The sequence below is a fragment of the Dysgonomonas sp. GY75 genome (assembly GCF_015234155.1).
Classification (GTDB): Bacteria; Bacteroidota; Bacteroidia; order Bacteroidales; family Dysgonomonadaceae; genus Dysgonomonas; species Dysgonomonas gadei.
This window is the reverse complement of record NZ_JADCLQ010000052.1, coordinates 68,733-91,969: the sequence shown is the minus strand read 5'-3', so window position 1 is coordinate 91,969 and position 23,237 is coordinate 68,733. Positions and strand designations below refer to the sequence as shown.

22 protein-coding genes and 1 tRNA gene are annotated in these 23,237 nt (G+C 43.9%); 14 read left to right on the top strand and 9 right to left on the bottom strand.

Going from position 1 to position 23,237, the window contains the following annotated elements; all coding sequences use genetic code 11:
• Window positions 1-127: 127 nt before the first annotated feature.
• The 14 genes from IR083_RS19810 to IR083_RS19745 all read left to right on the top strand — a co-directional run bounded on the left by IR083_RS19810 (window position 128) and on the right by IR083_RS19745 (window position 12,870).
• On the top strand, window positions 128-1,567 hold the full coding sequence (locus IR083_RS19810; RefSeq protein WP_194225600.1) for a hypothetical protein: 1,440 nt from the start codon (window positions 128-130) through the stop codon (window positions 1,565-1,567).
• A 5-nt stretch (window positions 1,568-1,572) separates the two neighbouring features.
• Window positions 1,573-1,953 (top strand): hypothetical protein, encoded by a 381-nt coding sequence (locus IR083_RS19805; protein ID WP_194225599.1) that lies wholly within the window; start codon window positions 1,573-1,575, stop codon window positions 1,951-1,953.
• A gap of 51 nt (window positions 1,954-2,004) precedes the next feature.
• Complete coding sequence (locus IR083_RS19800) at window positions 2,005-2,643, top strand: hypothetical protein (protein ID WP_194225598.1); 639 nt, start codon at window positions 2,005-2,007, stop codon at window positions 2,641-2,643.
• Window positions 2,644-2,645: 2 nt separating this feature from the next.
• On the top strand, window positions 2,646-3,245 hold the full coding sequence (locus IR083_RS19795; protein ID WP_194225597.1) for a hypothetical protein: 600 nt from the start codon (window positions 2,646-2,648) through the stop codon (window positions 3,243-3,245).
• Between the two features lie 128 nt (window positions 3,246-3,373).
• A complete protein-coding gene (locus IR083_RS19790; protein ID WP_194225596.1) occupies window positions 3,374-3,670 on the top strand; it encodes a BACON domain-containing protein in 297 nt (98 codons plus the stop codon).
• A gap of 159 nt (window positions 3,671-3,829) precedes the next feature.
• Window positions 3,830-4,945, top strand: a complete 1,116-nt coding sequence (locus IR083_RS19785; protein ID WP_194225595.1) for a BACON domain-containing protein — start codon at window positions 3,830-3,832, stop codon at window positions 4,943-4,945.
• A gap of 190 nt (window positions 4,946-5,135) precedes the next feature.
• The gene (locus IR083_RS19780; RefSeq protein WP_194225594.1) at window positions 5,136-6,674 is read left to right on the top strand and encodes a hypothetical protein; all 1,539 of its coding nucleotides are present in this window, start codon (window positions 5,136-5,138) and stop codon (window positions 6,672-6,674) included.
• 139 nt (window positions 6,675-6,813) lie between these two features.
• Window positions 6,814-7,170, top strand: a complete 357-nt coding sequence (locus tag IR083_RS19775; protein ID WP_194225593.1) for a hypothetical protein — start codon at window positions 6,814-6,816, stop codon at window positions 7,168-7,170.
• Window positions 7,145-7,693, top strand: coding sequence for a glucosaminidase domain-containing protein (locus tag IR083_RS19770; protein WP_194225592.1), 549 nt, complete (start codon window positions 7,145-7,147; stop codon window positions 7,691-7,693). The genes IR083_RS19775 and IR083_RS19770 overlap by 26 nt, the downstream gene beginning before the upstream one ends.
• 455 nt (window positions 7,694-8,148) lie before the next feature.
• Window positions 8,149-8,754 carry a hypothetical protein gene (locus IR083_RS19765; protein WP_194225591.1) on the top strand — a complete coding sequence of 202 codons (606 nt, stop codon included), beginning with the start codon at window positions 8,149-8,151 and terminating at the stop codon, window positions 8,752-8,754.
• Window positions 8,751-10,850, top strand: coding sequence for a hypothetical protein (locus tag IR083_RS19760; protein WP_199343259.1), 2,100 nt, complete (start codon window positions 8,751-8,753; stop codon window positions 10,848-10,850). The genes IR083_RS19765 and IR083_RS19760 overlap by 4 nt, the downstream gene beginning before the upstream one ends.
• A 132-nt stretch (window positions 10,851-10,982) precedes the next feature.
• Window positions 10,983-11,055 (top strand) — tRNA-Thr (locus IR083_RS19755).
• Window positions 11,056-11,237: 182 nt separating this feature from the next.
• Entirely contained in the window at window positions 11,238-11,624 is a 387-nt protein-coding gene (locus tag IR083_RS19750) for a hypothetical protein (RefSeq protein ID WP_194225590.1), read from the top strand.
• Window positions 11,625-12,093: 469 nt separating this feature from the next.
• Window positions 12,094-12,870, top strand: coding sequence for a DUF6602 domain-containing protein (locus IR083_RS19745; RefSeq protein ID WP_206759869.1), 777 nt, complete (start codon window positions 12,094-12,096; stop codon window positions 12,868-12,870).
• Between the two features lie 455 nt (window positions 12,871-13,325).
• Here the strand turns inward: IR083_RS19745 and IR083_RS19740 are convergent, their stop codons facing one another.
• The 9 genes from IR083_RS19740 to rpsI all read right to left on the bottom strand — a co-directional run bounded on the left by IR083_RS19740 (window position 13,326) and on the right by rpsI (window position 23,234).
• Window positions 13,326-15,974 carry a hypothetical protein gene (locus IR083_RS19740; protein WP_194225588.1) on the bottom strand — a complete coding sequence of 883 codons (2,649 nt, stop codon included), beginning with the start codon at window positions 15,972-15,974 and terminating at the stop codon, window positions 13,326-13,328.
• Window positions 15,975-16,006: 32 nt separating this feature from the next.
• Window positions 16,007-16,312, bottom strand: a complete 306-nt coding sequence (locus IR083_RS19735; protein ID WP_194225587.1) for a helix-turn-helix domain-containing protein — start codon at window positions 16,310-16,312, stop codon at window positions 16,007-16,009.
• Window positions 16,313-16,531: 219 nt separating this feature from the next.
• Entirely contained in the window at window positions 16,532-16,933 is a 402-nt protein-coding gene (locus IR083_RS19730) for a helix-turn-helix transcriptional regulator (RefSeq protein ID WP_242052491.1), read from the bottom strand.
• An 85-nt stretch (window positions 16,934-17,018) separates the two neighbouring features.
• Window positions 17,019-17,930, bottom strand: coding sequence for a hypothetical protein (locus tag IR083_RS19725; protein WP_194225586.1), 912 nt, complete (start codon window positions 17,928-17,930; stop codon window positions 17,019-17,021).
• 38 nt (window positions 17,931-17,968) lie between these two features.
• Window positions 17,969-19,147: a site-specific integrase gene (locus IR083_RS19720; protein ID WP_194225585.1), complete on the bottom strand. Its 1,179-nt coding sequence runs from the start codon at window positions 19,145-19,147 to the stop codon at window positions 17,969-17,971.
• A 799-nt stretch (window positions 19,148-19,946) separates the two neighbouring features.
• Window positions 19,947-20,762, bottom strand: coding sequence for a hypothetical protein (locus IR083_RS19715; RefSeq protein WP_006801472.1), 816 nt, complete (start codon window positions 20,760-20,762; stop codon window positions 19,947-19,949).
• A 106-nt stretch (window positions 20,763-20,868) separates the two neighbouring features.
• On the bottom strand, window positions 20,869-21,693 hold the full coding sequence (tsf, locus tag IR083_RS19710) for a translation elongation factor Ts (RefSeq protein WP_194225584.1): 825 nt from the start codon (window positions 21,691-21,693) through the stop codon (window positions 20,869-20,871).
• 109 nt (window positions 21,694-21,802) lie between these two features.
• On the bottom strand, window positions 21,803-22,657 hold the full coding sequence (gene rpsB / locus IR083_RS19705; RefSeq protein ID WP_194225583.1) for a 30S ribosomal protein S2: 855 nt from the start codon (window positions 22,655-22,657) through the stop codon (window positions 21,803-21,805).
• A gap of 190 nt (window positions 22,658-22,847) precedes the next feature.
• A complete protein-coding gene (rpsI, locus tag IR083_RS19700; protein WP_006801469.1) occupies window positions 22,848-23,234 on the bottom strand; it encodes a 30S ribosomal protein S9 in 387 nt (128 codons plus the stop codon).
• Between the last annotated feature and the right edge of the window lie 3 nt (window positions 23,235-23,237).

Sequence of the window (23,237 nt, the reverse complement as noted above, 5' to 3'; positions counted from 1 at the left end):
AGCGAAACAAGCTGACAGCTATTAGCTAAAGGCTAACAGCTAAAAATATTGAAATTGGCATATTGGCACATTAGATAATTTGCACATTTCCAAATATGCTGATTTACTAATTGTAATAATAAAAGAGATGAAGAGATTTTTAGGGAAAATGAAAGGCAGCGGGTTATTCGTGTTAATAATCATGCTGCTGTGTTCCGTATTCGGGGTGATGGATGCGGGAGTGGTGACAGCCGACGCAGTCCCGTCTGTGGAAATAGATTCCTCGAACGGGAAGCCGCAGGGCATAGCGGCCAATGGGGATGGAGCCAACCGGCATGAGGGTATGTCGGTGGAATTCACCGAGGATAATGTGGAACGGCTGCTGCTGGAGCAGATAGATTCCCAGATCGTAAAGATCAACCGTTACAGGTATCCCCTTGATACCATAGCCCGGAGCATCGGCAAGGCCCGTACAAAAAACAGCAAGTCACAGGTGGTTACCTATTACAGTGTCGCCACACTGCCCTCCGACAGTATAATAACAGCCGCATTTGCAGGAGGAAGTGCGCAAACGCCCCTTACTTTCGGTGAAGACGGGCAGGACAATGCGCTTATAGCCATCAACCAGACCCTGATCGTAAAAGGTGTACTGGGGTATAAGGTAAACGGCAAGGTGGGGACAACCGTACGGGATACCCGCCCCTTATTGTTGTATGTCGTTGACAGGCACGCAGACGGCAGGCCTATCGTTATCGCCGTGAACGGGCAGGGCACAGGCTTTACGATCCCGGCCATCCCGGCGGATTCGGAAGTTACCATTGCCGGACGCGCCGCTTCCGAGTTCCAGATACGCACGGATGTATATAATATCCTGCCGACGCCTTCCAGCCAGTACCTCCAAAAATTCATTGCGGAAGTGGAAGAATCCACCTTCTTCGAGATGCGCAATAAAGAGGTCAGGTGGACTATTTCGGATGTTGTCCAGCAGGCCCTGGATCAGATGCGCAAGGAAACCAACAATTCCTACTGGCGTTCATCGGCGGCAATCCGCAATGTCAAGAACAAATACAACAGGAAGCCGGAAGACACCTATTTTACGGAAGGGATATGGACGCAGGCGGGAAAAGACCTGGACGCCGCAGGAACAGGTATTACCGCATCGTTGCTTATCGACTGGATGAATGCGGGATTCAGCGATAATGCCGCCTCCGATACCAAGCTCATGATGTGCTCCCCCGATTTCATGGCTGAACTATGCAAAGCGCCGTTAACCCAAAATATGTGGTACGGATCGAAAAAAGACTTCTTCGGGTTGAAAGTCACCCCCATCGAATCACCTTTCGGTACGCTTGTACCTATACTGGATAAATCGATGGTCGAGGCCGGATTGCAAGGTACTGCATATATGCTGGACGCCGACTATATGACAAAATGGACAATGGGATGGCGTTCGGAGAAACTCGACAATGTAAAGAACGGGGAAGCCGATAGCCAGGGCCGGTTGCTGATCGAAGCCAGCGGCCTGACATTATCATTCCCTGACGCCCATGCCAGGATCTACTTAAACCGTTCACAATTCGAGGGATAATAAGTATGAAGAAAGTTTATTTTTCAAAGGATAAGGCCAAAATCGTTTTTGCCGTAAAGCTAAGCGGCGGGGTCAGGAACGTTACGTTTTCGAATTTCGGAGGCTCATACGCAACTTCCGATAAGGAAGAACAAAAAGCAATAGAGGATACTTTCTATTTCAAAAAGGGATTGGTCTATCATACGCCAGGCCCTGACGGGGAACAAAGTGATGAAGATGAAAGTTCCGGTTCGACGGAAATAGGGCATGTGACCAATATACAGCAGGCAAAAGAACTGCTCAAATCGAGTCCGTACGATATTCCGTACCAACGGTTAAGCACCCCGGAGAAGATACTCAGGGCGGCTGAAGAACTGAATATCTCATTCCCGAATCTTAAAATATAAACGTGTATGCTTATACGTCACCGGAAGAACAGGTAAAAAGGTAAAACAGGAATGAAGACGGAATTTATAGCGCGTGTGATGCAGGTAATGAATGAGCTTGGCTGGGATGATCCGGGTTCGGATGCTTTTATCGGTTCGGATACGACAAAGGTGGAAAAGCATATAGAAGCTGTTTTTACGGATGCATGGCGGAAAGCCGTTAACCTGCTGCCCAAAACATATTTTACAGTCTGTGACTTTTCCGGGCAGGCAATCTCCCCCGATATATCCAAAGGCACGGGATATGTAGTTTTGCCCCCTGATTTTCACAAGCTGGCCTCGTTTAAGATGAAAGGCTGGCAGAAGGCGGCGGAGACATTGCATGACAGTTCCGATCCCATTGCATCCGTACAGGCAAACGAATATACGAGGGGCAATATCTGCCGCCCCGTATGTGTGAAGAATATACGGGAAACAGGGGAAGGAATAAATACCGTACTGGAATATTATTCCTTGTATAAGGGTATGCGGCATGAAATATCGGAAGCCTTATACATACCTGTTACCGCTCCGCTTAGTGACGACACTGTCATAAGTGGGAAGCTGTTTATCCCCCTGGCGTACCTGTGCGCAGGAATGGTGTTCGAAATATTTGAAAAGCCCGGAATGGCGAAAGTGATGGAGGCTAAGGCAATAGAGACAAAAGCATAGGTATGAACGGCTGTAATAATGATAAGATAAATGACAAGTACCTGGAGTTAATCCCGCTATTCAAATATCAGAAAAAGCCTGTGGTCTATATTGACGACCTGTACCTGAAATATCCGCAGGGAGGAGAGGCCGGGTGGTATGCCCTTGTATTATCGGAAGGCAATTTTGCTTACTGGAACATGGAAGAGGGTAAATGGCGGTTTATTGGCATTGGCGGAGCGTTCCAGAACTTTTACTCCGGTACGCAGATGCTAACCTCCGTATCCGCGATAGTTCCTATGGGTACTACAACGGTAAGCATATCCGCTTCGGAAACGCTTTCGCTTATCCATCCGGAAAGATTAAAGCCCGGCTATGTGATGAGTATCCGTGTGCGCAATACATCGGATACATTGATATTCGTAACCCTGCCCGATTCCGGGGAATATGAAGTGGACAAGTGGTATCAGGCAGCCGTCTATCCGGGGATGGTAACGGAGTTTATTATCCGGTGTTTTGCTCCCGGAAAGTATGCTGTCACATATATAATAAATAAGAAATCGGAGATAGTGCCTTCACCGGGCAGCGCAACATATGACGCCGGAAGGAATGTGCTATCCTAATATGCCAATGAGAGAATATGCCGATGTGCCAATTGGCTCCGCCGGAACGTTGTTTCGGAAATTAGCTAAAAGCTAATGACTAAAAATATTGGCACATTGGCATATTATAAAATTAAATAATTAGAATAATGGCAACAACAAAACAGATAACAGTAACAGGCGTAACGACCGGTGTAAGCTGGACAGCCTCTTCCAACCAGGCATGGTGTACCCTTACAGGTGGAACGGGTACGGGCAATGGTAGTTTTTCAATCGCATGTGGTGCTTATACGTCAACTTCCGCAGACCGGACAGCTACCGTAACGGTAACACCTTCAGATGGAGGAGCTCCTGCAACGGTAGCGGTAACACAGAAGGCACGATCAGCCGTAGTTGTGAACCCTACTACAGTCACATTTGACGCTGCGGGAAATGTATTATCATAATGAGCTGATTATCTAATATGCCGATGTGCCAATTTGAAAGTGAAAAACTAAAAACTAAAAGTGAAAAGTGATAAATATTTTTCGTTCTTCGTTCTTCACTTTTCGTTTAAAAACATTGGCATATTGGCACATTTTCACATTAATAAATTAGAAAGAATCATGGCAACAAAACAAAAGATACTAGTAACCGGCATAGAGGACGGAGTAGGCTGGCAGGCTATCTCTAATCAGGCTTGGCTGAAAGTAACGGATATTGTCGCAACCGCTACGGAAGATTCGTTTAATGTGTCGGTAGACCCGAACAGCGTAAGTGAAGTCCGGACGGGAATAGTCACCGTCATCCCATCCGACAACGGAGCTAACGGTATTGTAAACGTATCGCAGCAGGGGGCGGTTGTCTATACGCTCTCCATAAGTCCTACCATAAAATCGTCACCAAGCGCAGGGGGAACGTTCGCTATTATCGTTACAAGCAATACATCATGGACGGTATCGCTACCGGGCTGGTGCACAGCAGATGTTACAAGCGGTACGGGCAACGGGACAATTAACGTAACGGTGGCAGGCAATACAGGCAGCCAAAGAACCGGAAATATTACCGTGGCTGCGGGAACATTAACAGCCACATGTGCCGTTACACAAGCTGCTTATGTGGCTCCGAACCTATCCATAAGTCCTACGACAAAATCATCGCCAAACGCAGGGGAAACGTTTGCTATTACCGTGACGAGCAATACATCATGGACGGTATCGCTACCGGGCTGGTGCACAGCAGATGTTACAAGCGGTACGGGCAACGGGACAATTAACGTGACGGTGGCAGGCAATACAGGCAGCCAAAGAACCGGAAATATTACGGTGGCCGCCGGAGCATTAACAGCCATATGTGCCGTTACACAAGCAGCCGGCGCAACCGACAGGATGTTCCACAGCCGCCTGTATATGAATGACTACCTGACCTCTTCAATACGCTTCGATATCACCATCGGTGTGCAGACAGTCCAGCAATATTACGAATTCCGGCACTTTGTGGTATTTAACAACAGCACGCTGGACGAGGAATGGGTAGATAGCATTCCGGCTTCCGACCAGTCGGTGATAACCAATATAGATGTCATGATGAATACCCGCTCCTATACGGGAGGCGTATATGCCGATATGTGGAGCGACGGGAACTTCCTGACCGGTACGGATGTCATGCCGGGCGGACTGTCATATTCCGGCAATATTCCGGGTAACTCCGTGGATTTTATCGCTACATACAGTAATTTCTGATAAATCAAGGGGTTATCTGGCCGACAGCCCCTTGATTCCTTACTCAAATAAATTGTATGGGATTAACAATACATACAAATACAATAAAAAAGGTAAGGCTGCATAAAAAAGAGTTTAAAGAGGTACAGCCTTACCGGATTCGAAGTGAAATTCTAGAGAAATTTCAATGCAAATATATAAATAAAATATTATGCTACAAATTACAACAACAGACAAACAGGTATTCCTGCAAGTAGACAATTACAGGAAGATACCTTGCTATAAAGGGCAGCTCCGTTTCAGGTTGTCGGATGCCGGGGACAGGTTTTATGTGCATTTATGGCCATCGGAGACTCCCTTTATAAACGTGCCCATGAATAAAGGTGTGACTATCGACGGCCAGGAACTGACCCCTGAAAATATAGATGGCTTACTCGAAGGGATAGGAGCGGAACAGGGAGGAGGAGGGGTAACGGATCACGGGGAACTGACAGGCAGGGAGGACGCCGGTCAGCACCCTTTCACAGCGATATCGGGCACATTGGCAGACAATGCAGGATCTACGGCATTACCTGCAACAGTCTCCGGTACGCTGGCAAGCAAAATACAAGCTCTACGAAATAATGTCAAGGCACTGTTCTCCTACTTTAGTAATGGCAAGGCAAACAGTGCGGCACAGGCTGATAAGCTGGCGCAAAAGCATACATTCACCCTTACAGGGGATTTAACGGGCAGTGATGATTTCGATGGTACGCGGGACGTGAATATGCAGGTAACGCTTAATTCGTTGGGACTGGTAAAGAACGGTGTTGTGCGGATTTCGGGAAACGGGGGCGATTACGCTTCGGCGGTAGGTGAATACAACGCACGGCGGTATTTCAAACTGGTGGGTATTGAATACCAGACACAGGGCTGGGACAGCAAGCTGGTGTTCGATATCTATTATACGCAGGCAGCACCGGAAGGACATGCCGGGCTCGGTGAAGTCTCCGGCAAGGTTATGCTTCGCCTGAAATTCGACCCGGATGATACATTTGACATCATACAGCGTCCTGAAGGCGTTGCCGGGAATGGTATTATCATGCTGCACGATGCGGTACGGCGGGCATTCGAAGTGTACGCCTGTGCTTCGCCGGGCACGGTAGACAGTAACCGGCTATACATCGACGTGCGGAATATGTTCTACTATGTAGTCAATAACGATGATTACAACTTCCCCGTCGTCGGTTTCTTCGCAAACCAGGGAAGCTATTCGAATAATACAGGCCTGACACAGCGGGAATTTAACGCCCTGCCAAAAACGAGCATGAAATGGCTGTGGGATAACCTGTTTACTGAGCTGCTACCGTCTGAGACAACATCCGGTACGCGGATAACCGGTTTTCTGTTTACCGGAGAACCTGATCCGTCAATAATAGTACCAAACGGGATGCAGGTCAACGCGTTCAATATGTCGGGTGGCGCGCTACGGCTTTCTATTGTATCTCAGGATTGGCTCGAAGGCAACGGAAATCAACAGATAGGCGCAATAGGCTTTGTTGATTACGGAGGGGAATTCACCCCTGTATGGCGCTTCGATACAGGCTGGCAGCCGTCATTCAACTTTATGTATGCAGATAACGACCGGGAGTATTATATAAATTGGGACAATGCTACGAAGTATGTTACATTAACCCCGTACGATACGGTAACGGCTGTGGATGCGAATAATGCATTGCTGGATGGGTTTATGCTGGTATTCCCGGAGTAAAGGAAAAGCCTGCCACCGGGACAGGCTTCCATTTTGTAACACGTGGTAATAAAGAGACATTATAATTATTATCCTTAACGCGAATGTATCGTTACAAAATGAATTTTAAAAATAGAAATAAAAATTTGATTGGCAAATAATGGAACAGATTAATTTGAATTACAGTGAGATCAGTGTCGGGATAGTCGCTTTAGCCGGCTTTTTGCTGTCTACATTCTTCATCGGGAAATGGTGGCCGAAGTTCCGGAGCCGCCGTTGGATCGTGACGGCGTTCTGGGGTGTCCTTACCGCCTGGTGCGTGATTGTGGACGGTGAGCGGATGAAGGAAACGGCAAGTATTATCGTGGTAAGTTGCGGAGCCGCGCAGAGTATCATTTTCATTCTGGCTACCACCTTCGAGCACCTGAAAATAAATATCGGGAGTAACCTAAGCATAGAAGCCGATAATAAAACGGGAAAGGAGGGTAAAGATGGCAACAAAAAAACAGCAGCTTGAATTTGTAAGAACGATATATCCGGCAGCGTATCGACTGCATATCGAGAGGCCGGACACTTCCATCCATCCGGTATTCGAAACGGCCCAGGCAGGACTGGAAAAAGGCTGGTTATTGGGTGGAAAGCTCCCGTACAACCTGTTTGGAATAACAAAAGGCACTAGCTGGAACGGCCCGGTGGAGCTGGCCCTGACAACGGAATATTTCGATATTCCGGATAAGAAATTTGTATATCCTGAACGGGTGGTGTCTGTTACCCCGCACGGAAGTAAATATAAATATTCCGTGTACAGGTATTTCAGGGCTTACACATCTTATGGGGAATGCTTATATGACCATCAGGCTATATTCCGTAAAGCTGGTTATGCGGATGCATGGCCATACAGGGACGATCCGCATGAGTTCGCAAAACGGCTGATGGACAGTGAAGGTTGGAGATATGCAACGGCTGATAATTATGTACCTGTTATTACCTCGTGTATCGCTACGGTTGAAAGGTTGATAAGTAATGTGCCAATGGTCTGATATGCCAATGTGCCAATAAAAAAAAGCTATTGGCCGTTAGCTAAAAGCTATCAGTTTAAAACATCGGCACATTGAAACCGGTACATTAACTAAAAAGCGGGCTTTTAGTTGCCCGCTCAATCGCTTGTCTAACATGAATATTGGAAAAAGCCTCACGGCTGCTTATTATCCGGCTTTTTTTCAACTGATTTATCGGCATAATAAGAAACAATCCGGACACAACAGTATCCGACAACAGCGCCGGTAACCAAACCGGGCCAATATTCAGATATATAATTCAGTATTGTTTCCATGATTCAGATAAATATATGGCAAATTAATCAAAATAAATCCGGATTAACAAATTATTAAAGCGGTAACAGGGACTCCGTAATAACAGAAAAAGCCCCGCATTGCTGCAAGGGCCCTTTCAATTCCAGTTATATAGTATAACATTACAAAAATAGTAATTATAAATGAAAAACGTATCCATTATAACATTGGCGGTAGCAGCCTGTATTACCGGTTTTTTTATCGGCAGGTCAACGGTTGATACCAATCCGGTAACGAAATATATAAAAGGCGAAACCATAACGGGATCGGTAAGCCCTACACAGTTTGAGCCGGTAAAAGAAGAAAAACCGGATAAACCTTTGTTGCCAATGATCCAATACCGGGATACAGGCAGCACTAAAATAAAGTATGTGAATCTTCCCGTAGATACTGCGGCGATTATAGCAGACTGGGAGCTGAAAAGGACATATAAGCTGACTGCATTCGATAACAGGACACAGGGTAAACTGGAACTATTCCCCGTCGTCCAATATAACAGGCTCATGGCTTTGGATTATAATTTTACCCCAATGATTGAGCGTCAAACGATATATAAAACAAAAGTATGGCAGCCGTTCCTATCCGCCTCTTATTCCACATTGGATTATGTAGGATTGGGGGGAGGCCTGTTCTATCACAATTCAGGCTTCGAATACCAGTATAATATTGATGTGAAAAGAAAGCCTTTTGCAGGTGATTGTTCCGGAAGGGGAAATTACCATTGGTTTAGCGGAAAATATATGTTTTGATTGATGTAAAGGACATATTATCAAGGAACGCACGGAAGCATAAGGAAATAAACAGGCCTTATAACCCGGTGACAGGGGAAGGGTGCGAAGGAAAAAGGGTGTGCCTCAGGATTGAAGATGCGCCTTTCCCTGTCATGTATCTGCCTGAAGAGATGATGGAAACCGGACATTGCAGGCAATTGCAGGAGTACGACTCCATCGAAGGACTATACAGGGCAAATGATATCTGTCCGGATGAGGAGGAATTTGAAGCCTTCTGGATAAACTTTTGCGAGCTGAGGATAAAATATGACTTCGAGTTCTTTGCCGTATTCTACGTTACCATCCGTGATAAGATTTCGGGAAGGGATATCCCTTTCAGGCTCAACAGGGGACAAAGGAGGTTGTTGTCGAAGCTGGAAGCAATGCGCAAAGCAGGTGTGCCGATACGCGTGATCCTGCTGAAAGCAAGGCAATGGGGGGGCTCCACACTGATACAGCTGTATATGTTCTGGATTCAGCTGGTGCATAAAAAGAACTGGAACAGCGTTATCTGCGCCCACCTGAAAGACGCGTCCATCACGATACGGGCCATGTTCGAACGGTCGGTTAAAAATATGATGCCTGTAGGCGGGGTCGTACATACGATAAGGAACTATGAAAAGACACAGAATATAAAGGAAGTGCCCGAAAGGGGCTGCCTGATAACCGTAGGCACGGCGGAAGAGCCGGACTCGGTGCGTTCGCAGGATGCAAAGATGGTTCACTTCTCGGAGATTGCATTCTACCCGAATACGGAGAAAAACAAAACGGAAGACCTGGTGACATCCATTGTGGGGTCGATACCGAGGGAACCTTTGACCTTAGTAGCCTTTGAAAGTACGGCCAACGGCGTGGGGGATTTCTTTTACAACGAATGCGAAAAGGCTAAAAAGGAATCGGCGGCCTATACCTTTGTCTTTGTCGAATGGTTCCTGATAGACATCTACAGAGAAGCGTTCGACGGTACGTTTTATAACCACAGGGGGAAGAAGCGGGAAGGAACTGTCGAAGAATTTATTAAAACGCTTACGGATTACGAACTGAACCTGTTCCGCAATAACGAAGGATGTACGCTTGAAAATATAAACTGGTACCGCGGCAAGCTGTCCGAAATGCCCAGCCATGCCAAGATGAAGCAGGAATACCCAAGCGATGACATCGAGGCGTTCCAGGATTCCGGGCTGCCTGCTTTCCGCGCCGAAGAAGTGGAAGCCCTGCGCAAAGATTGCAGGATGCCTGTTGCTATAGGCGAGCTTGCAGGGGACTGCCCCCCTGCACTATCGAAGCCGGAGCCAAAGCGGGTGAAAGAGATTTTACAGAATATCCGTTTCATAGAAGACAGGGAAGCCCTGGCGGACATGCATACTTCCGATCCCGTACTCAAAGCAATAAAGGAAAGGAACAAACTTAAAATATGGGAGTTCCCCGATACGGAAATACGGGTATCCAACCGTTACCTGGTTGTATTCGACCCGCAGAAAGGAATTTCGGAGAGCGCGGACTGGGGTGTCATTACGGTTATAGACCGTTACTGGATGATGCACGGTTGTGCGCCGGAGATAGTAGCCGAGTGGCGGGGACGCATAGATAAGGATGTTTCCATCTGGATAGCCGCACAGATAGCCCGGTATTATAACGACGCGCTCCTGGTTATCGAAAGCAACACATACGATACGGAGATAAAGACGGACGAATCGGAACTGATATTCGATACGCTCGTTAAGTACTATACAAACCTGTACAGCCGCACCCCTGCCGATAAGATACGGGAGGGCCTGCCTGCAAAGTACGGGTTCCATACGAATATCAGCACCAAGACAATGATTATAGCCAACTATGTGGCTGTCCTCCGGGAGAAGGGATATATCGAGCGCAACGGGGAGGCGCTCAACGAGGCGCGTGTATATGAACAGAAGAAAAACGGTTCATACGGGGCCAAGGAAGGCAAGCACGACGATATGCTTATGACAAGGATGATAGGCCTGTATATCTGTTTCCAGTTGGCATTGCCTGTGTTACTGGAAGAGGTGAAAAAACAGAAGGTGAAAAGGCCTGTGGGGGAGTCGAGTTTTTAAGGGGAATAAGGGAATGCTATCAGGACGTGATAAGGAGATCATAAATACTCCCAACTAAAGCCTTTCTTATACAAAAACAACCTTACTGTATTCCTTTTTCGCAAAATAATACTACTTTTGAAAGTCCAAATTGCCGGTTTAGCTCAGTTGGCAGAGCAGCGCATTCGTAATGCGCAGGTCTGGGGTTCAAGTCCCCAAACCGGCTCAATCTTATTTTAATTTTCTTCTGTCCGTAAATGCCCCCACAACTTCGAAAAGTTTTTAAGATGTAAATAAATCCAGGTTTATCTATTGATATAACGGTGTGGGAATGGGTAAATTTAATGTGCCAATTTGCAGATAAGCAAATTAGCCAATGCTTTTTTATCAACACTAAATTAACAACTTATGTCAGTATTCGGTATTATATATTCGGATTTTAACGAGGCGAGGCTTTCCCTGAAGGAATGGTTTTTCTGCCGCAAACAAGCCATCAGGATGGATATTGCTATCAATCTGGCCGATACGAAGCAAAGGGGATGGAACAAGCAGTTTATAGTTATGCTTATGAACCTGCCTTCCGGGGACAGGCTGGTATCCATACACAGGGATAAGTTCCTGGAATACCAGCGGGCAGGACTACTGCCAAAACGATTGAAATGGAGCGACTGTAAAAGACAGGCGTTTTATCGGACGCCCGAATGCCGGAACAATAAGGCTACGCCACAGGAAAGGACAGAGGCTAAGGAAAAGTATATCAGGTATGCTAAGAGGTATATGAAGGGAGCGGTTTGAACCGGGTGGAGAATCTGCTGAAGTGCACCCTGTAACACTGTGAGTGTGCACTTTGCTTTGAGTGTCACCTCTTTTTTTTTATTGAATATTTTCCACGCCGATACAAGTTGAGGTATAATTTTTTCAGATTTTAATTATATATCCGGATTTTTTTACATAAATCCTTTACATTTGCAGCAGGCGACAGCCCATTTTGTGGAACCGGAACACAAGCTATATTGAAATTAATTCCTATATTTGCCACGTTGGATGGTTACATCCGGCAGACATATTGGTAAAAAACTCAAACATGGAAAGTGTTTGGCTTATTTCTCTTGAGTGAAATCAGTTAAATTTTATTTATGATTTTGTAAGTATTAAATAATCAATAGATTATAGTCAATTCTCCAAAGAGATTTTTAAAAATCCGTATTTCATTAATATATTTACGATTATTATTGACAAAACTATAGGGATGCTTAAATCACACATGGATGCTTATGAGAATAAACTTGTAGCCACATCTCAAATTCCAGCAAATTCAGGACATACGCTTCATAAAGGAACACCGAGAGAATCCTTTATTAAACAATATTTGGAGACACACATTAGCCCTAATGTCGCAATCGGAACAGGTGAAATAATTGATGCAAACTCTAAGCCTAGGGAGCAAAGGAATCAATTTGACATAGTTATTTACAAAAAAAGTTACCCAAAACTTGATTTCGGAGGTGGAATTTCGGGTTTTTTAATAGAGTCCGTAATTGCAACAATTGAAGTCAAATCAACTTTAGATCAGGATGGCATAAATCAATCTGTTTTGGCTGCAAACAATGTAAAACGATTAACTCCTAATCTTAATCATGGTATTTCCATAGGATGGATACCTCCTAAAATTCTAAATTTCGTTATAGCTTATTCAGGCCCTGCTCAAATGTCAACTGTGCATAGATGGATACTAAATAGCCATCAAACATCAAAAATTCCGTTACCTAATTGGACTCAACAAAATAAAACATCTATACCTGGAACATCTTTAGATGGAGTCTTTGTTTTAAACAAAGGATTTGTAAAACTAGATAATACACCATTAAGCTTAAACCAAAATGGAACTAATGGTATATATACTATCTCAGATGGTATAAATGGGAATTTATTAATGTTCTTCCTTTGTTTACAAACAGCATGTGATAATATAGCTGAGTCTTGGTTAAATCCTATACCATATATAGCCAATGTTCGATATACAGATGTAAAAACAGTATAAAGACAGCGGATATTTTTTCTTATATCCACTGTTAGAATTGTGCATTTTAAGCAAATAATCGTTTCACAGTTGTTATATCAAATATACCGTTTCAGAGTATCCTAAGATTCTTTACTATTTAGTTGTTTTACTATACCACTTCATCTTAAACTGTTATTTCGCATTGTCAAAATTAGTGCTCCTATTTTCCTGTACCGCTCAATAGGCTTTTTTCTCAACCTTTAACAATATTATGATATGTAAATCGGTTATTCTATAGATTGTCTGATTAAATGTCTTGTTTCTTTATCTGATTTCAGTAAAAAAGAATATAAAGCGGATAGATATACATGTGAAGTAAATGCAAGAAATTATTGCTATAATGCAATTAAATATAATAAGCCGATTATAAAATAAAAATCTTCCTGCCACGAATGAGGTAAGTCTCCACTAATAAATATATAGTTACCTGCTCCCTATTTCATCAACCGGTCTTTATACCCTTCATCCACCCAGGACTCCAGATAATTAATCATACTACCCGGAGCCAACGACGCCCCGAAAGAAAACAAAAAATCCCGGAACTTATTGCCTGCTATCCTCCGTGTTTCAAGTGTGGAATAATTACCCCGCTGTGCCGGGGCCATGCCGGACACCGCCTTGAAGTTAATGCCGTCCATCGAGGAATGGGCGATATAAACCAAAGGGCCTGCATCGTATAATGTGCAAAACATCTGTATCTTCTCCAGCCATTTGATATACGGCACGCCATACTGTAGCGGACGCATGATAAAGCTGACATCGGCCCGTTGCGGCGTACCGTCTTCATTCAGGTTACCGGATTCGTAATTTTTTAACCTGTTACCTTCAACAACATAAAGCTCCGGGAACGTATTGCCAACTGCCAGATCTATTTTTTCCGTCGATTGGTAGAATAATCCGGAATAGAAGTTAAGCACATAGTTGAACCCGTATTCCTGATTGCAGATAAGCAGTTCGTTTTCGTAAGGGTCATAGACAAGGTTATCGAGTCCCCGGAGATATCCTGCAAGAGTTTTTAAGCCGGATATATGTATAACCCCTTCCATCTGCGGGAGGAGCCCTATATTAAGGTCTCTCCGGTCTTCCTGTAACTGCGTTGTCAGTAATTCCACTTCCTGCCCCCTGATGATGCATACGCCGCGTTCAGACGTGAATACAACGCCAAAGGGAGTAGAACAGACAACAGGGGAGGCAGGTATCTCATAAGAGGCCGGGGCGGATTTATTGGAATAGACCACTTCCCCCTGGCCGACATCCAGCGAATAAATACCCCGGGTGGTGAAGATATATAAGGGATATTGCCCGAACTGGCCTTCCGATATGCGTATGGCATTGGCCGCCATAGCCAGGATGGTCCCGTTTCCGGCCTGATAGGTATTGATATTGGGGAACAGCAGCGGATTGTCCAGGGCCGATACCTTGATCTTGTCCGGTTCGGATAATGTTACCACGGTATTGGTATCCGGCAATACGGCGGAGGATGGATTGCTGTCTTCCGTAACGGGTTTCAGCCCGTCGTTGATAAAGTATGCCAGGTTGAGGAAATGGTGAGGCTCCAGCGGCCTTGTAAATACCCTGTACCACTGGCCGCCTGTCTGCCTGTATATGGTTATCCTTTTTGCACGTGTATCCGGATAGGAGATAAAGGCGCTCATAAACATCTTATATACGGGAAAGTAGGGTACACCGGCCACATACCTGTACAACCTTTCATTGGTTATCCCGGTGTTTATTTCCACTTCGAACAGCAGGTTATTCCACAACGGCCCGCCGGCATCCGCATATTTATAGCCGTTATAATTCCCGTCAGCTGCGCCGGAAGTATTATACCATAGGAAGTAATCGGGGTTGAAGCCTTTGAAGAAAGTCGTCTTTATATTCGCAATATGCAGCCTGTTATTGTAAGTATAACTGACTTCCGCACCGTATTTGTGGTTGGAAAACTGGTCGTCCGTCATGACTTCCTGGTAGATAAGGTTCTCCATTTTGGTAATATCCGAATCCGTCGAAGGGAATACTTCCGGATCAAGAATACCGGCTTCTTTTCCCAACTCTATACTTTTCATAAAGTAGAATGTAGAGGTATTGGATACATTCTTTAATGTTTCCGGCTTTATTTCCTTTACCAGGTTACAGCCGGTCAATATATCTAAATCATAAGGCATATCCCCCCTGATGTTTTCGATATTGGATAAACCCAGTGGAGGAGACATAAAAATATCGACTGATTTGATGATATCCTGCCAGTCCTGCCAGCCGTCAAAGGCAAAACCGTAATGCATATGTATCTTATACCCGTAAACATGCACCCGCGACCAGGAAGCAACATACCACCTGTTGCCGTCGTTGTTAATCTCATACTGAATCCATTTGACAGAATCCTTGGTAGCTCCCGTGCGGCTTATTGCCGGGTCTCCCGTGACAGGCCTTGAGGGCATAATCAATACAGGCGGGGAATGCTTTGTAACGGTTCCATCATACAAGCGGAAGGCATAGCGGATAAAACAGGCATCGAAAAGATGCAGTCCGTATGCTTCATTCACCTTATTCATCGCTACATGAACCAGCCCTTTGGTCGCGTCTGTAAAATCTTCCGGCCTTACACTGCCCGGCTCATACTCATTGTCAAAGAATAATTCGGCGTGCGCCATCTGATCGGATGTCCTTAAACCGATAGCAGGCACTTGCGGTAATTCGCCCAGGAAAGTATAGTTGTTATTCTGAAAGAACAGATAGTATATATTATCACTTGTAATTAGTGATAAGGTATTTCCTATCTGTTCTATACTATGGATACTGCCTTGTAGATTTGATTGGACAGGTTTAGGGTTTTCGTTTAATATATCCCAATATACCAGCGCATGATCGTTCTGATTTACAATGCCTATCCAGTTCTTATAGCTGTTATTCTGATGAAGGAAGACGATATCGTATGACCGGGATAACTCCTGTACGACTTTGCGGGGTGATACCGGATGTAAGGCCCCGTTTTTCGGACGGAGGTTGACCAGGGAATACATATCCCCTTCCCCGTATGTACTTGTTGTGGTAATACCACCGGCAGGCGTTTTAATTTTCGGCATGGCCTTTCTTACTGTGAAACATCTTTATCCGGTTACTTTGATTGATCCCGCTGCAAAAAAGGTTCAATAAAATCCTTCCTGTAAGGTTGGATGATGGAGTCATTCGTATCGATGAAATTCTTTACCTGCTTTATACCGTGAAGGATGGCAGGATGCTCCCTGCCGAATATTTCCGCTATCTTCACACTCGACCACCTGACAGGATCGGACTTGTTGAGGTAAAACCAATAGATAAAACGGGCTACGGCAAGGGCTTGCTTCCTTGATTTTCCGGTCAGTTCCGGAAGTGGGATCTCTGTCCTCTCGGAATATTCTTCCAGGGTTAGTATGGTATCCATTTCTTTCTGTTTTTTTTAATTTGGAAAAGCAATTTACCGGACAAAAACCAGATATACAAAACTGTTAAAATCAGTTAGTTATATGCGTTTATACGCTTTGATATGAGACTGTATGCTTATAGATGAAAGCCGGGGAATTATTATAAAAATTTAACTGTCAGGACAGTTTGTCTTTCATCCGCTTTTGTCCGGTAGTAGTTAGTAGTAATAAACAAGATATTATTTCTTTCCTGTTGCCAGGTAGTCGGCAGTTTCCTGCTCCAGTTCTGCATTGGTTTTGATACGGCTGGATAGCATCCAGGCTTCCAGCTCCTGCCGGTCGAAATAAGTCAGCTTGCCTCCCTGGGATTTGTAATAAGGGATTTTCTTTGCACATACCAGCTTATACAGGTGGCTTTTGCTCAATCCCGTGAGTAGGCTGGCGTCTGTCATTGTCAGCGCCTTTTTAATTCCCAGTAATGTCAGTTCCCTGATTTTCTGCAACTCATTCAACAGTTGTTCTTCCATATTCTTCTCATCTATTCTGATCTGCGGTTGCACAGGGACAGGTGTAAGGCTTCCCCTGCATACCTTTGCCAACCCGGCGGGGCTTACACTCTCCCGTCCGGTTAACAAAAGCAAAGATATGACGGGTGGAAAAACAAAACGGGCGGCATCAGGTTACCTCTTCCTGACTACCACCCTATCACCTTTATAAATCAACTGTTTAACTTAGCAACCTGTCTATGGCTGCACTGCTTTCCGGTGGATTGTCGTATTTATCCATTGCCGTGCCCAGGCTCTTTTTATTGATTGGTTTATTGTCTTTTGTAAAGTAATGTACTGTTTTTAACCATTGGTTTGTTTCCCTGGGGAAATGCCGGGATATAAAGTAATGCAGTTCCTTGACTGTTCCCGTCCATTGCAGCGGCCTGAACGGCTTTTCATCTTCGGGTACAGGAGTACCTCCGAAAACATGATAAAAATGGCTGTAAGGCGTTCCTGTGGATATAAATCCGCCTTCCTTCAAGCCGGAGAACAGCTGTTCCGTCTGCGTAGCGGTAAAGTTGCGGCTAAAGCAGGGCGGGTGGTTTGCTTCCTGTTTTTGTGCTTCCCCGGCATTCTTTACTTTGTCAGGCATTCTGGTCTCCACATACCTGAAATAATTGGCTGCATATGACCTGATCCTGTCCCCTTCGTTATAGCTCAGGTATTCAAACAATCCCTGCGACTTGTTGAACAGTTCTTCTTCCTCCGTCCTGTGGTAGCTGTAAAATTCTTTCTCAAGGTTCCTGAACGGTACGTCCGTATCGTTCAGGTGTTGTTCCCTGTATTCACCCAGCCGCATGTCCAGGTAGCCATTGTATATTGTTGAGGTATCTTTTCCCCAATTTTTTATCAGGTAAGCGCAAAAGCCGCATATAATCACAGGCAGCTTATGGGGTTGCTCGGCTTCTTCCTTATAGGCCATGCAGTGGAGGTCTGTTTCCAGGAACCTGTAACGGTAATCATTCTCCACATCTTTAAAATGCCCTGCTTTGCCGTTCTTCCATGCCGGGGTCAGGGTACCGGATGAAACCCGTTCAACCAGCCCCTCAAATCCCTCCGGCTCTCCTTCCGGCTTTTTATCTCTATCCATATCTATACTACTAAATATACTGAAGTTAAACCAGTGTCTTAATCCGTCAGCCCGTCCAGCTTGCTGACCGCCTCACGCTTGTTCTTATCTATTACTTTGGCATAAATCTGCGTTGTCTTCATATCGGCATGCCCCAACAGCTTGCTCACCGTCTCGATAGGTACGCCCAGGGACAGCAACAGGGTAGCGTTCGTATGCCTGGCAACATGGAAGGTCACGCGCTTCTTTATCCCCGATGCCAACACCCAGCTTTTAAGCGCCTGGTTCGTAAAGCCGCTGGAAGATAACGGGAAGATAATATCTTCTCCCGTAGCAGTGCCTCTCTCCGGCAGGAATTTTAAGGCTTCGTCTGAGACCTGCAGGTATTCTTTTTTCTGCGTCTTCTTCTGCACAAAACAGATTTGCTTCCTGCCTTCATGGTCGGTCTGGATATCGTCCCATCTCAGGGCCTTGACATCCGAGAAGCGCAGCCCGCTGAAACAGCTGAACAGGAACGCCGCCCTGACCAGTGGTTTAACACATTCGGTCTTTACCAGTGACCTGATCTCTTCTATACCTAAATATTCCCTGTCGCTTTCAGGTCGTTTGGGACGTTCGAAGCGGGTCAGTTTCTTCATCGGGTTATCGGGGATGATACCATCCTGTACCGCGCAATTCAATACTATCGACAAGGCCCGGCTGTAACTGTAGCGGCTGCCTTTGGATAGCAGGCTGCCCGTAGCGCTTGCCGCAATGCCCCGGCGGCTGGAGAGGTTCTCCGCTGTCAGCAGGTATTCGCTAAAGCCGCAGCAATACTCCCTGGTGACCGACTTGAAGGTTATCCCGTCCCCCTTATAGCGGATCAGGTGTTTTACCAGGCTCCGGTAGGTATCGCATACCGCTGTCTTACCCTCCGCCTTTTTGCGTTCCGTCAATGCCTGTAAATACCTGATAAAGTTTGCCTTTTGTTTCAGTCCCATATTGACAAAGCCGTTTTCCCGGCTGGAGAGCTCGTCGATACGCTGGGCTTTGATACGGACAGCCTTGTCGAGCATACGTCGGTTCAGTTCCCTGTCTTCGGCTGTACGTTCGGGTACCAGGTAGAGCCTGGGAAACTCGTACATGCGCTTGCCGTTCCTGTAGATATCAAAGTAAATGGATTGGCTGCCGTTGGAGAGCTGTTTAAAGCGGATCTTCACCGGCTCCTTTGCCTTGGGTTGTTTCCTGCTGACTGTCATAATCGAATCTATTAAATTAGTGACTAAAAACTAAACCGGGGGCAAGGTACAAACAAGTATGGATAAATCAAAGGAAAATAAGGACTATTTACCTTTCGATATATATGTTTTTAAATAACTAATAATCAGTAATAATATAAATGCAAGAAACATAATGTATTACAAAAAACAGATATAGTAACAATTTATAAAAGTCACAAGTAACAAACAGGTAACAAATACTGGATAAAAAATGGTTATGCAACTGAAAAGTAGAAATCTAAATTCACTTTTATTAACTAATTTAAATATCTGTATATAAGTATATTTACTTTCTTTTGGAGGTCTTTTATTTTCGATTGCTTTCTTGGTTATTTTTGATGTTAGCTTTTAAGGTAACAAAGGTAACAGTTTTTTCAGTTAAAAGCAGACGCTTCGTAGTTAACAATATTTATTATCATCAGGAGATGATTTACACAATTTACTATTCACATTTATTAACCATATATAGTTAAAAAGTAACAGAAGCAACACATTTTTCAGTTAACAGTCAACAGTAATCAGTTAACAGAAATACAGTTCTTCAACCTAAAACTCATTACTCAAAACTTATTACTTGTTAGAAGGTAACAAAAGTAACAGTTTTATTCTCTTTTGTAGGGGCGAATAAACATTCGCCTATTGTTAATTCGAAGGTATGTTAAAAAGTAACAAAGGTTACACTTTTTCATTCATTTGCTAATCACTTTTTCAAAGAACTATCAGCTAACAGCAAAAGGCTATCAACTATATACATAGATAAACTTTTATATAAAGAATTCTATTCGGACGGAAGTTTCCTTTCTATATCCTCCGTATATGCCGTATCTGGTTCATACATCAGCCTTTTGCGCTCATTCAGCCGCCATAGCCAAAACAATCCGCCTATAGGTATACCTATTGTCCATACGCAATTCAGATATCCCATAAGACTAAAACCAAACCCGAAAAGCAATTGGAACTGCAATAACTGAAATGAAAAACCATGAATGGCCGAATATGCTATTGTAGGTACATTCAGGCAAATAACCGCAATGTATTTTATCCATTTCTTTTTCAGATCACTCCGCTTTATCTGTACAATCACATATATATTAAAGGCCGGTATAAGGATTGCAATCAACCCTATCAACCAAAACGAAAACATAGACGGTATAATCTTTTTTATATCGAGTACATTTATAAACTTAATCTTTCCTGACTCATCATCGAAAGAAACTTTAAAAACTCCGAAGTAATCATTATTTGAAAATTGAATGTAAGCATCAGTTGTACCGGCAGGCGTATTATCAGATGTTATGGTCGATCTCACTTTCTCAGCTTTCATAAAGGTGTAATCTAACTCCGTACCAAATTGTTTCACGATATGATGTCGAAAATCAGCCAATCTAAGTTTTAATGTATCCAGATCAGCCCCTCCAAAGTCATCCTTATCTACAGCCATCTGATCAACAGCCTCATCATATTTCTCATTCAAAAGATTTTCCACAAATGCTACAGTAGTGGTTTTATAGGTAAACATATTGGCGACCGTTTCGCAACCGGCCATAGTAGCAATTATCAGAACTAACAGTAAAATTTGCTTTAGGTATCTCATAGTATTTACACTTGTTTATCAACAAACAAAAATAAGAATAAAAGCCAAACAAAAAAGTGCAACCATCTCTGATTGCACTTTTCTATATCGAATATCTTAAATCTGATTACTCAGCGTTCAACGTAAAACGTTGGAAACCTGTAACAGCAAGCTCTTTATCATGTTGCGCAAGATACTGAGCTATTGTTTGCTTAGGGTTTTTCACAAATTCCTGTTGAAGAAGTGTAAATTCTTTATAGAATTTCTGCAACGCGCCTTCAGCGATTCTGTCAATCAAGTTCTCAGGTTTACCAGCTTCAATCGCTTTTTCTCTGGCAATCTTAAGCTCTCTTTCTTTGATTTCTTCCGAAACTTCTTCCGGTACCAGAGCAACCGGGCTCATAGCAGCAATTTGCATAGCTATATCTTTAGCTACTTGTTCGTCAACATTTGGTTTGTTGAAACCAACGATAGATGCCAATTTATTTCCCGGGTGAACATATGCTACTACTGTAGGAGCAGTGATTTGTTTATACACGTTCAGTTCCATTTTTTCACCTGTAACACCCATTCTGTCAGTTACAAGCTCTGCAATAGTACGGTCTCCTACCTTAATACCTTTCAGTGTATCTATATCAGCAGGTTTGTTAGACAATGCAGCATCAAGTATCGACTTAGTCATACCTACGAAGTCGCCGTTCATTGCCACAAAGTCAGTTTCGCAGTTTACTGCTACTATTGCAGCGAAGTCGCCGTTTGTTGCAGCCAACACACAACCTTCTGTTGCATCGCGGTCTTCACGTTTTGCAGCAAAAGCCTGTCCTTTTTTACGAATTATTTCGATTGCTTTATCAAAATCTCCTTCTGCTTCAGTCAAAGCATTTTTACAATCCATCATACCTGCACCTGTCATTTTACGCAAGTGTTGGATATCTGCCATAGAAATTGCCATGTTTTTCTCCTTTTATTTTTGGTTTATAATTATACTTAGAAAAGAAAAGACCAAGAAATAGTCTCTAAGAATGCTCTTAGAGGCTAATTCTTAGTCTATTAAACTTTATTTACTCTTCGTCTCCTTTAGCAAATTTACTTGCTACAGCTGCATTGATAGCCTCTTGGTCTTCTTTTTCAACCACAGGTTTCTTTGCGCCGGCTTTCGCTTTGCGCTCTCTTCTTGGAGCACCTTCTTCATCCTGAGCTTCTGCAGCTGCGCTATCCGCTTTTTCGATCTTTCTTTCCTCAAGACCTTCTTTGATTGCATCGCAAAGGCTTCCAAGAATAAGTTCGATAGATTTAGCAGCATCATCATTTGCCGGGATTACGAAGTCGATATCATCCGGATTAGAGTTTGTATCTACCATTGCAAATACAGGTATTCCGAGACGGTTTGCTTCTCTTACGGCGATGTGTTCTTTCATCACATCCACTACAAATAGTGCAGATGGAAGACGTGTAAGATCCTGGATAGAACCTAATGTTTTTTCAAGTTTAGCACGCTGACGTGTAACCTGAAGTCTTTCTCTTTTCGATAGAGTATCGAAAGTTCCGTCTTTCACCATTTTGTCGATAGTCGACATCTTCTTCACAGCCTTACGGATTGTAGGGAAGTTAGTCAACATACCTCCCGGCCAACGTTCTACCACATAAGGCATATTTATTGACAGGGCCAGGTCTGTAACAACTTGTTTTGCTTGTTTCTTTGTAGCAACAAACAATATTTTTTTGCCCGATTTAGCGATCTGCTTCATAGCAGCAGCAGCATCTTCGGTCTTAGCTATTGTTTTATATAGGTCAATGATGTGGATACCATTGCGCTCCATAAAAATATAAGGAGCCATTGCCGGGTTCCACTTTCTCTTCAAGTGACCGAAGTGTACACCAGCGTCTAATAATTGGTCGAATTCTAATTTTGCCATTTTTAGTTTTTTGATCGTTTACTTTCTTTTTCTGTTAGCGAATTGTCGGGTAGCTCATTTTCAGAAGTCCCGGCAATTTAGATACTAAACGTAATTTAAGAGATGAGGCCGACTCATCATATATTAACCAACTTGTAACTTTTAAGCGGCCGTAGCCGTGAAAGCGTAATTGGGTAAAATAATATCCAAATTAACGTTTTGAGAACTGAAATCTTTTTCTTGCTTTTGGTTGTCCCGGTTTTTTACGTTCTACAACACGTGGGTCGCGAGTCATAAATCCTTCAGCTCTAAGAGCAGACTTATCTTCAGGATTGATCTTCACCAAAGCACGGGCGATACCAAGGCGTGCAGCTTCTGCCTGTCCTTTGTATCCACCACCGTTCAGGTTGATCTTGATGTCGTATTTTTCAGCAACTGCAAGTTTATTTAGCGGTTGTTTTACAACATACTGAAGAATAGTTGAAGGGAAGTAATTGTCTAGTTCACGTTTGTTGATCACTATTTTTCCGGTTCCTTCGCTTACGAATACGCGAGCTATAGCAGCTTTACGTCTTCCTATTGCATTTACTACTTCCATTAA

Excerpts from the sequence above, each read along its gene's own strand:
- IR083_RS19715 (WP_006801472.1), bottom strand. The coding sequence starts at position 20,762 with ATGAGATACCTAAAGCAAATTTTACTGTTAGTTCTGATAATTGCTACT.
- IR083_RS19785 (WP_194225595.1), top strand. The coding sequence starts at position 3,830 with ATGGCAACAAAACAAAAGATACTAGTAACCGGCATAGAGGACGGAGTA.
- IR083_RS19725 (WP_194225586.1), bottom strand. The coding sequence starts at position 17,930 with ATGGATAGAGATAAAAAGCCGGAAGGAGAGCCGGAGGGATTTGAGGGG.
- IR083_RS19790 (WP_194225596.1), top strand. The coding sequence starts at position 3,374 with ATGGCAACAACAAAACAGATAACAGTAACAGGCGTAACGACCGGTGTA.
- rpsI (WP_006801469.1), bottom strand. The coding sequence starts at position 23,234 with ATGGAAGTAGTAAATGCAATAGGAAGACGTAAAGCTGCTATAGCTCGC.
- IR083_RS19735 (WP_194225587.1), bottom strand. The coding sequence starts at position 16,312 with ATGGATACCATACTAACCCTGGAAGAATATTCCGAGAGGACAGAGATC.
- IR083_RS19720 (WP_194225585.1), bottom strand. The coding sequence starts at position 19,147 with ATGACAGTCAGCAGGAAACAACCCAAGGCAAAGGAGCCGGTGAAGATC.
- IR083_RS19740 (WP_194225588.1), bottom strand. The coding sequence starts at position 15,974 with ATGCCGAAAATTAAAACGCCTGCCGGTGGTATTACCACAACAAGTACA.
- IR083_RS19780 (WP_194225594.1), top strand. The coding sequence starts at position 5,136 with ATGCTACAAATTACAACAACAGACAAACAGGTATTCCTGCAAGTAGAC.
- IR083_RS19810 (WP_194225600.1), top strand. The coding sequence starts at position 128 with ATGAAGAGATTTTTAGGGAAAATGAAAGGCAGCGGGTTATTCGTGTTA.
- IR083_RS19770 (WP_194225592.1), top strand. The coding sequence starts at position 7,145 with ATGGCAACAAAAAAACAGCAGCTTGAATTTGTAAGAACGATATATCCG.
- rpsB (WP_194225583.1), bottom strand. The coding sequence starts at position 22,657 with ATGGCAAAATTAGAATTCGACCAATTATTAGACGCTGGTGTACACTTC.
- IR083_RS19745 (WP_206759869.1), top strand. The coding sequence starts at position 12,094 with ATGGATGCTTATGAGAATAAACTTGTAGCCACATCTCAAATTCCAGCA.
- IR083_RS19800 (WP_194225598.1), top strand. The coding sequence starts at position 2,005 with ATGAAGACGGAATTTATAGCGCGTGTGATGCAGGTAATGAATGAGCTT.
- IR083_RS19765 (WP_194225591.1), top strand. The coding sequence starts at position 8,149 with ATGAAAAACGTATCCATTATAACATTGGCGGTAGCAGCCTGTATTACC.
- IR083_RS19750 (WP_194225590.1), top strand. The coding sequence starts at position 11,238 with ATGTCAGTATTCGGTATTATATATTCGGATTTTAACGAGGCGAGGCTT.
- IR083_RS19795 (WP_194225597.1), top strand. The coding sequence starts at position 2,646 with ATGAACGGCTGTAATAATGATAAGATAAATGACAAGTACCTGGAGTTA.
- IR083_RS19775 (WP_194225593.1), top strand. The coding sequence starts at position 6,814 with ATGGAACAGATTAATTTGAATTACAGTGAGATCAGTGTCGGGATAGTC.
- tsf (WP_194225584.1), bottom strand. The coding sequence starts at position 21,693 with ATGGCAATTTCTATGGCAGATATCCAACACTTGCGTAAAATGACAGGT.
- IR083_RS19805 (WP_194225599.1), top strand. The coding sequence starts at position 1,573 with ATGAAGAAAGTTTATTTTTCAAAGGATAAGGCCAAAATCGTTTTTGCC.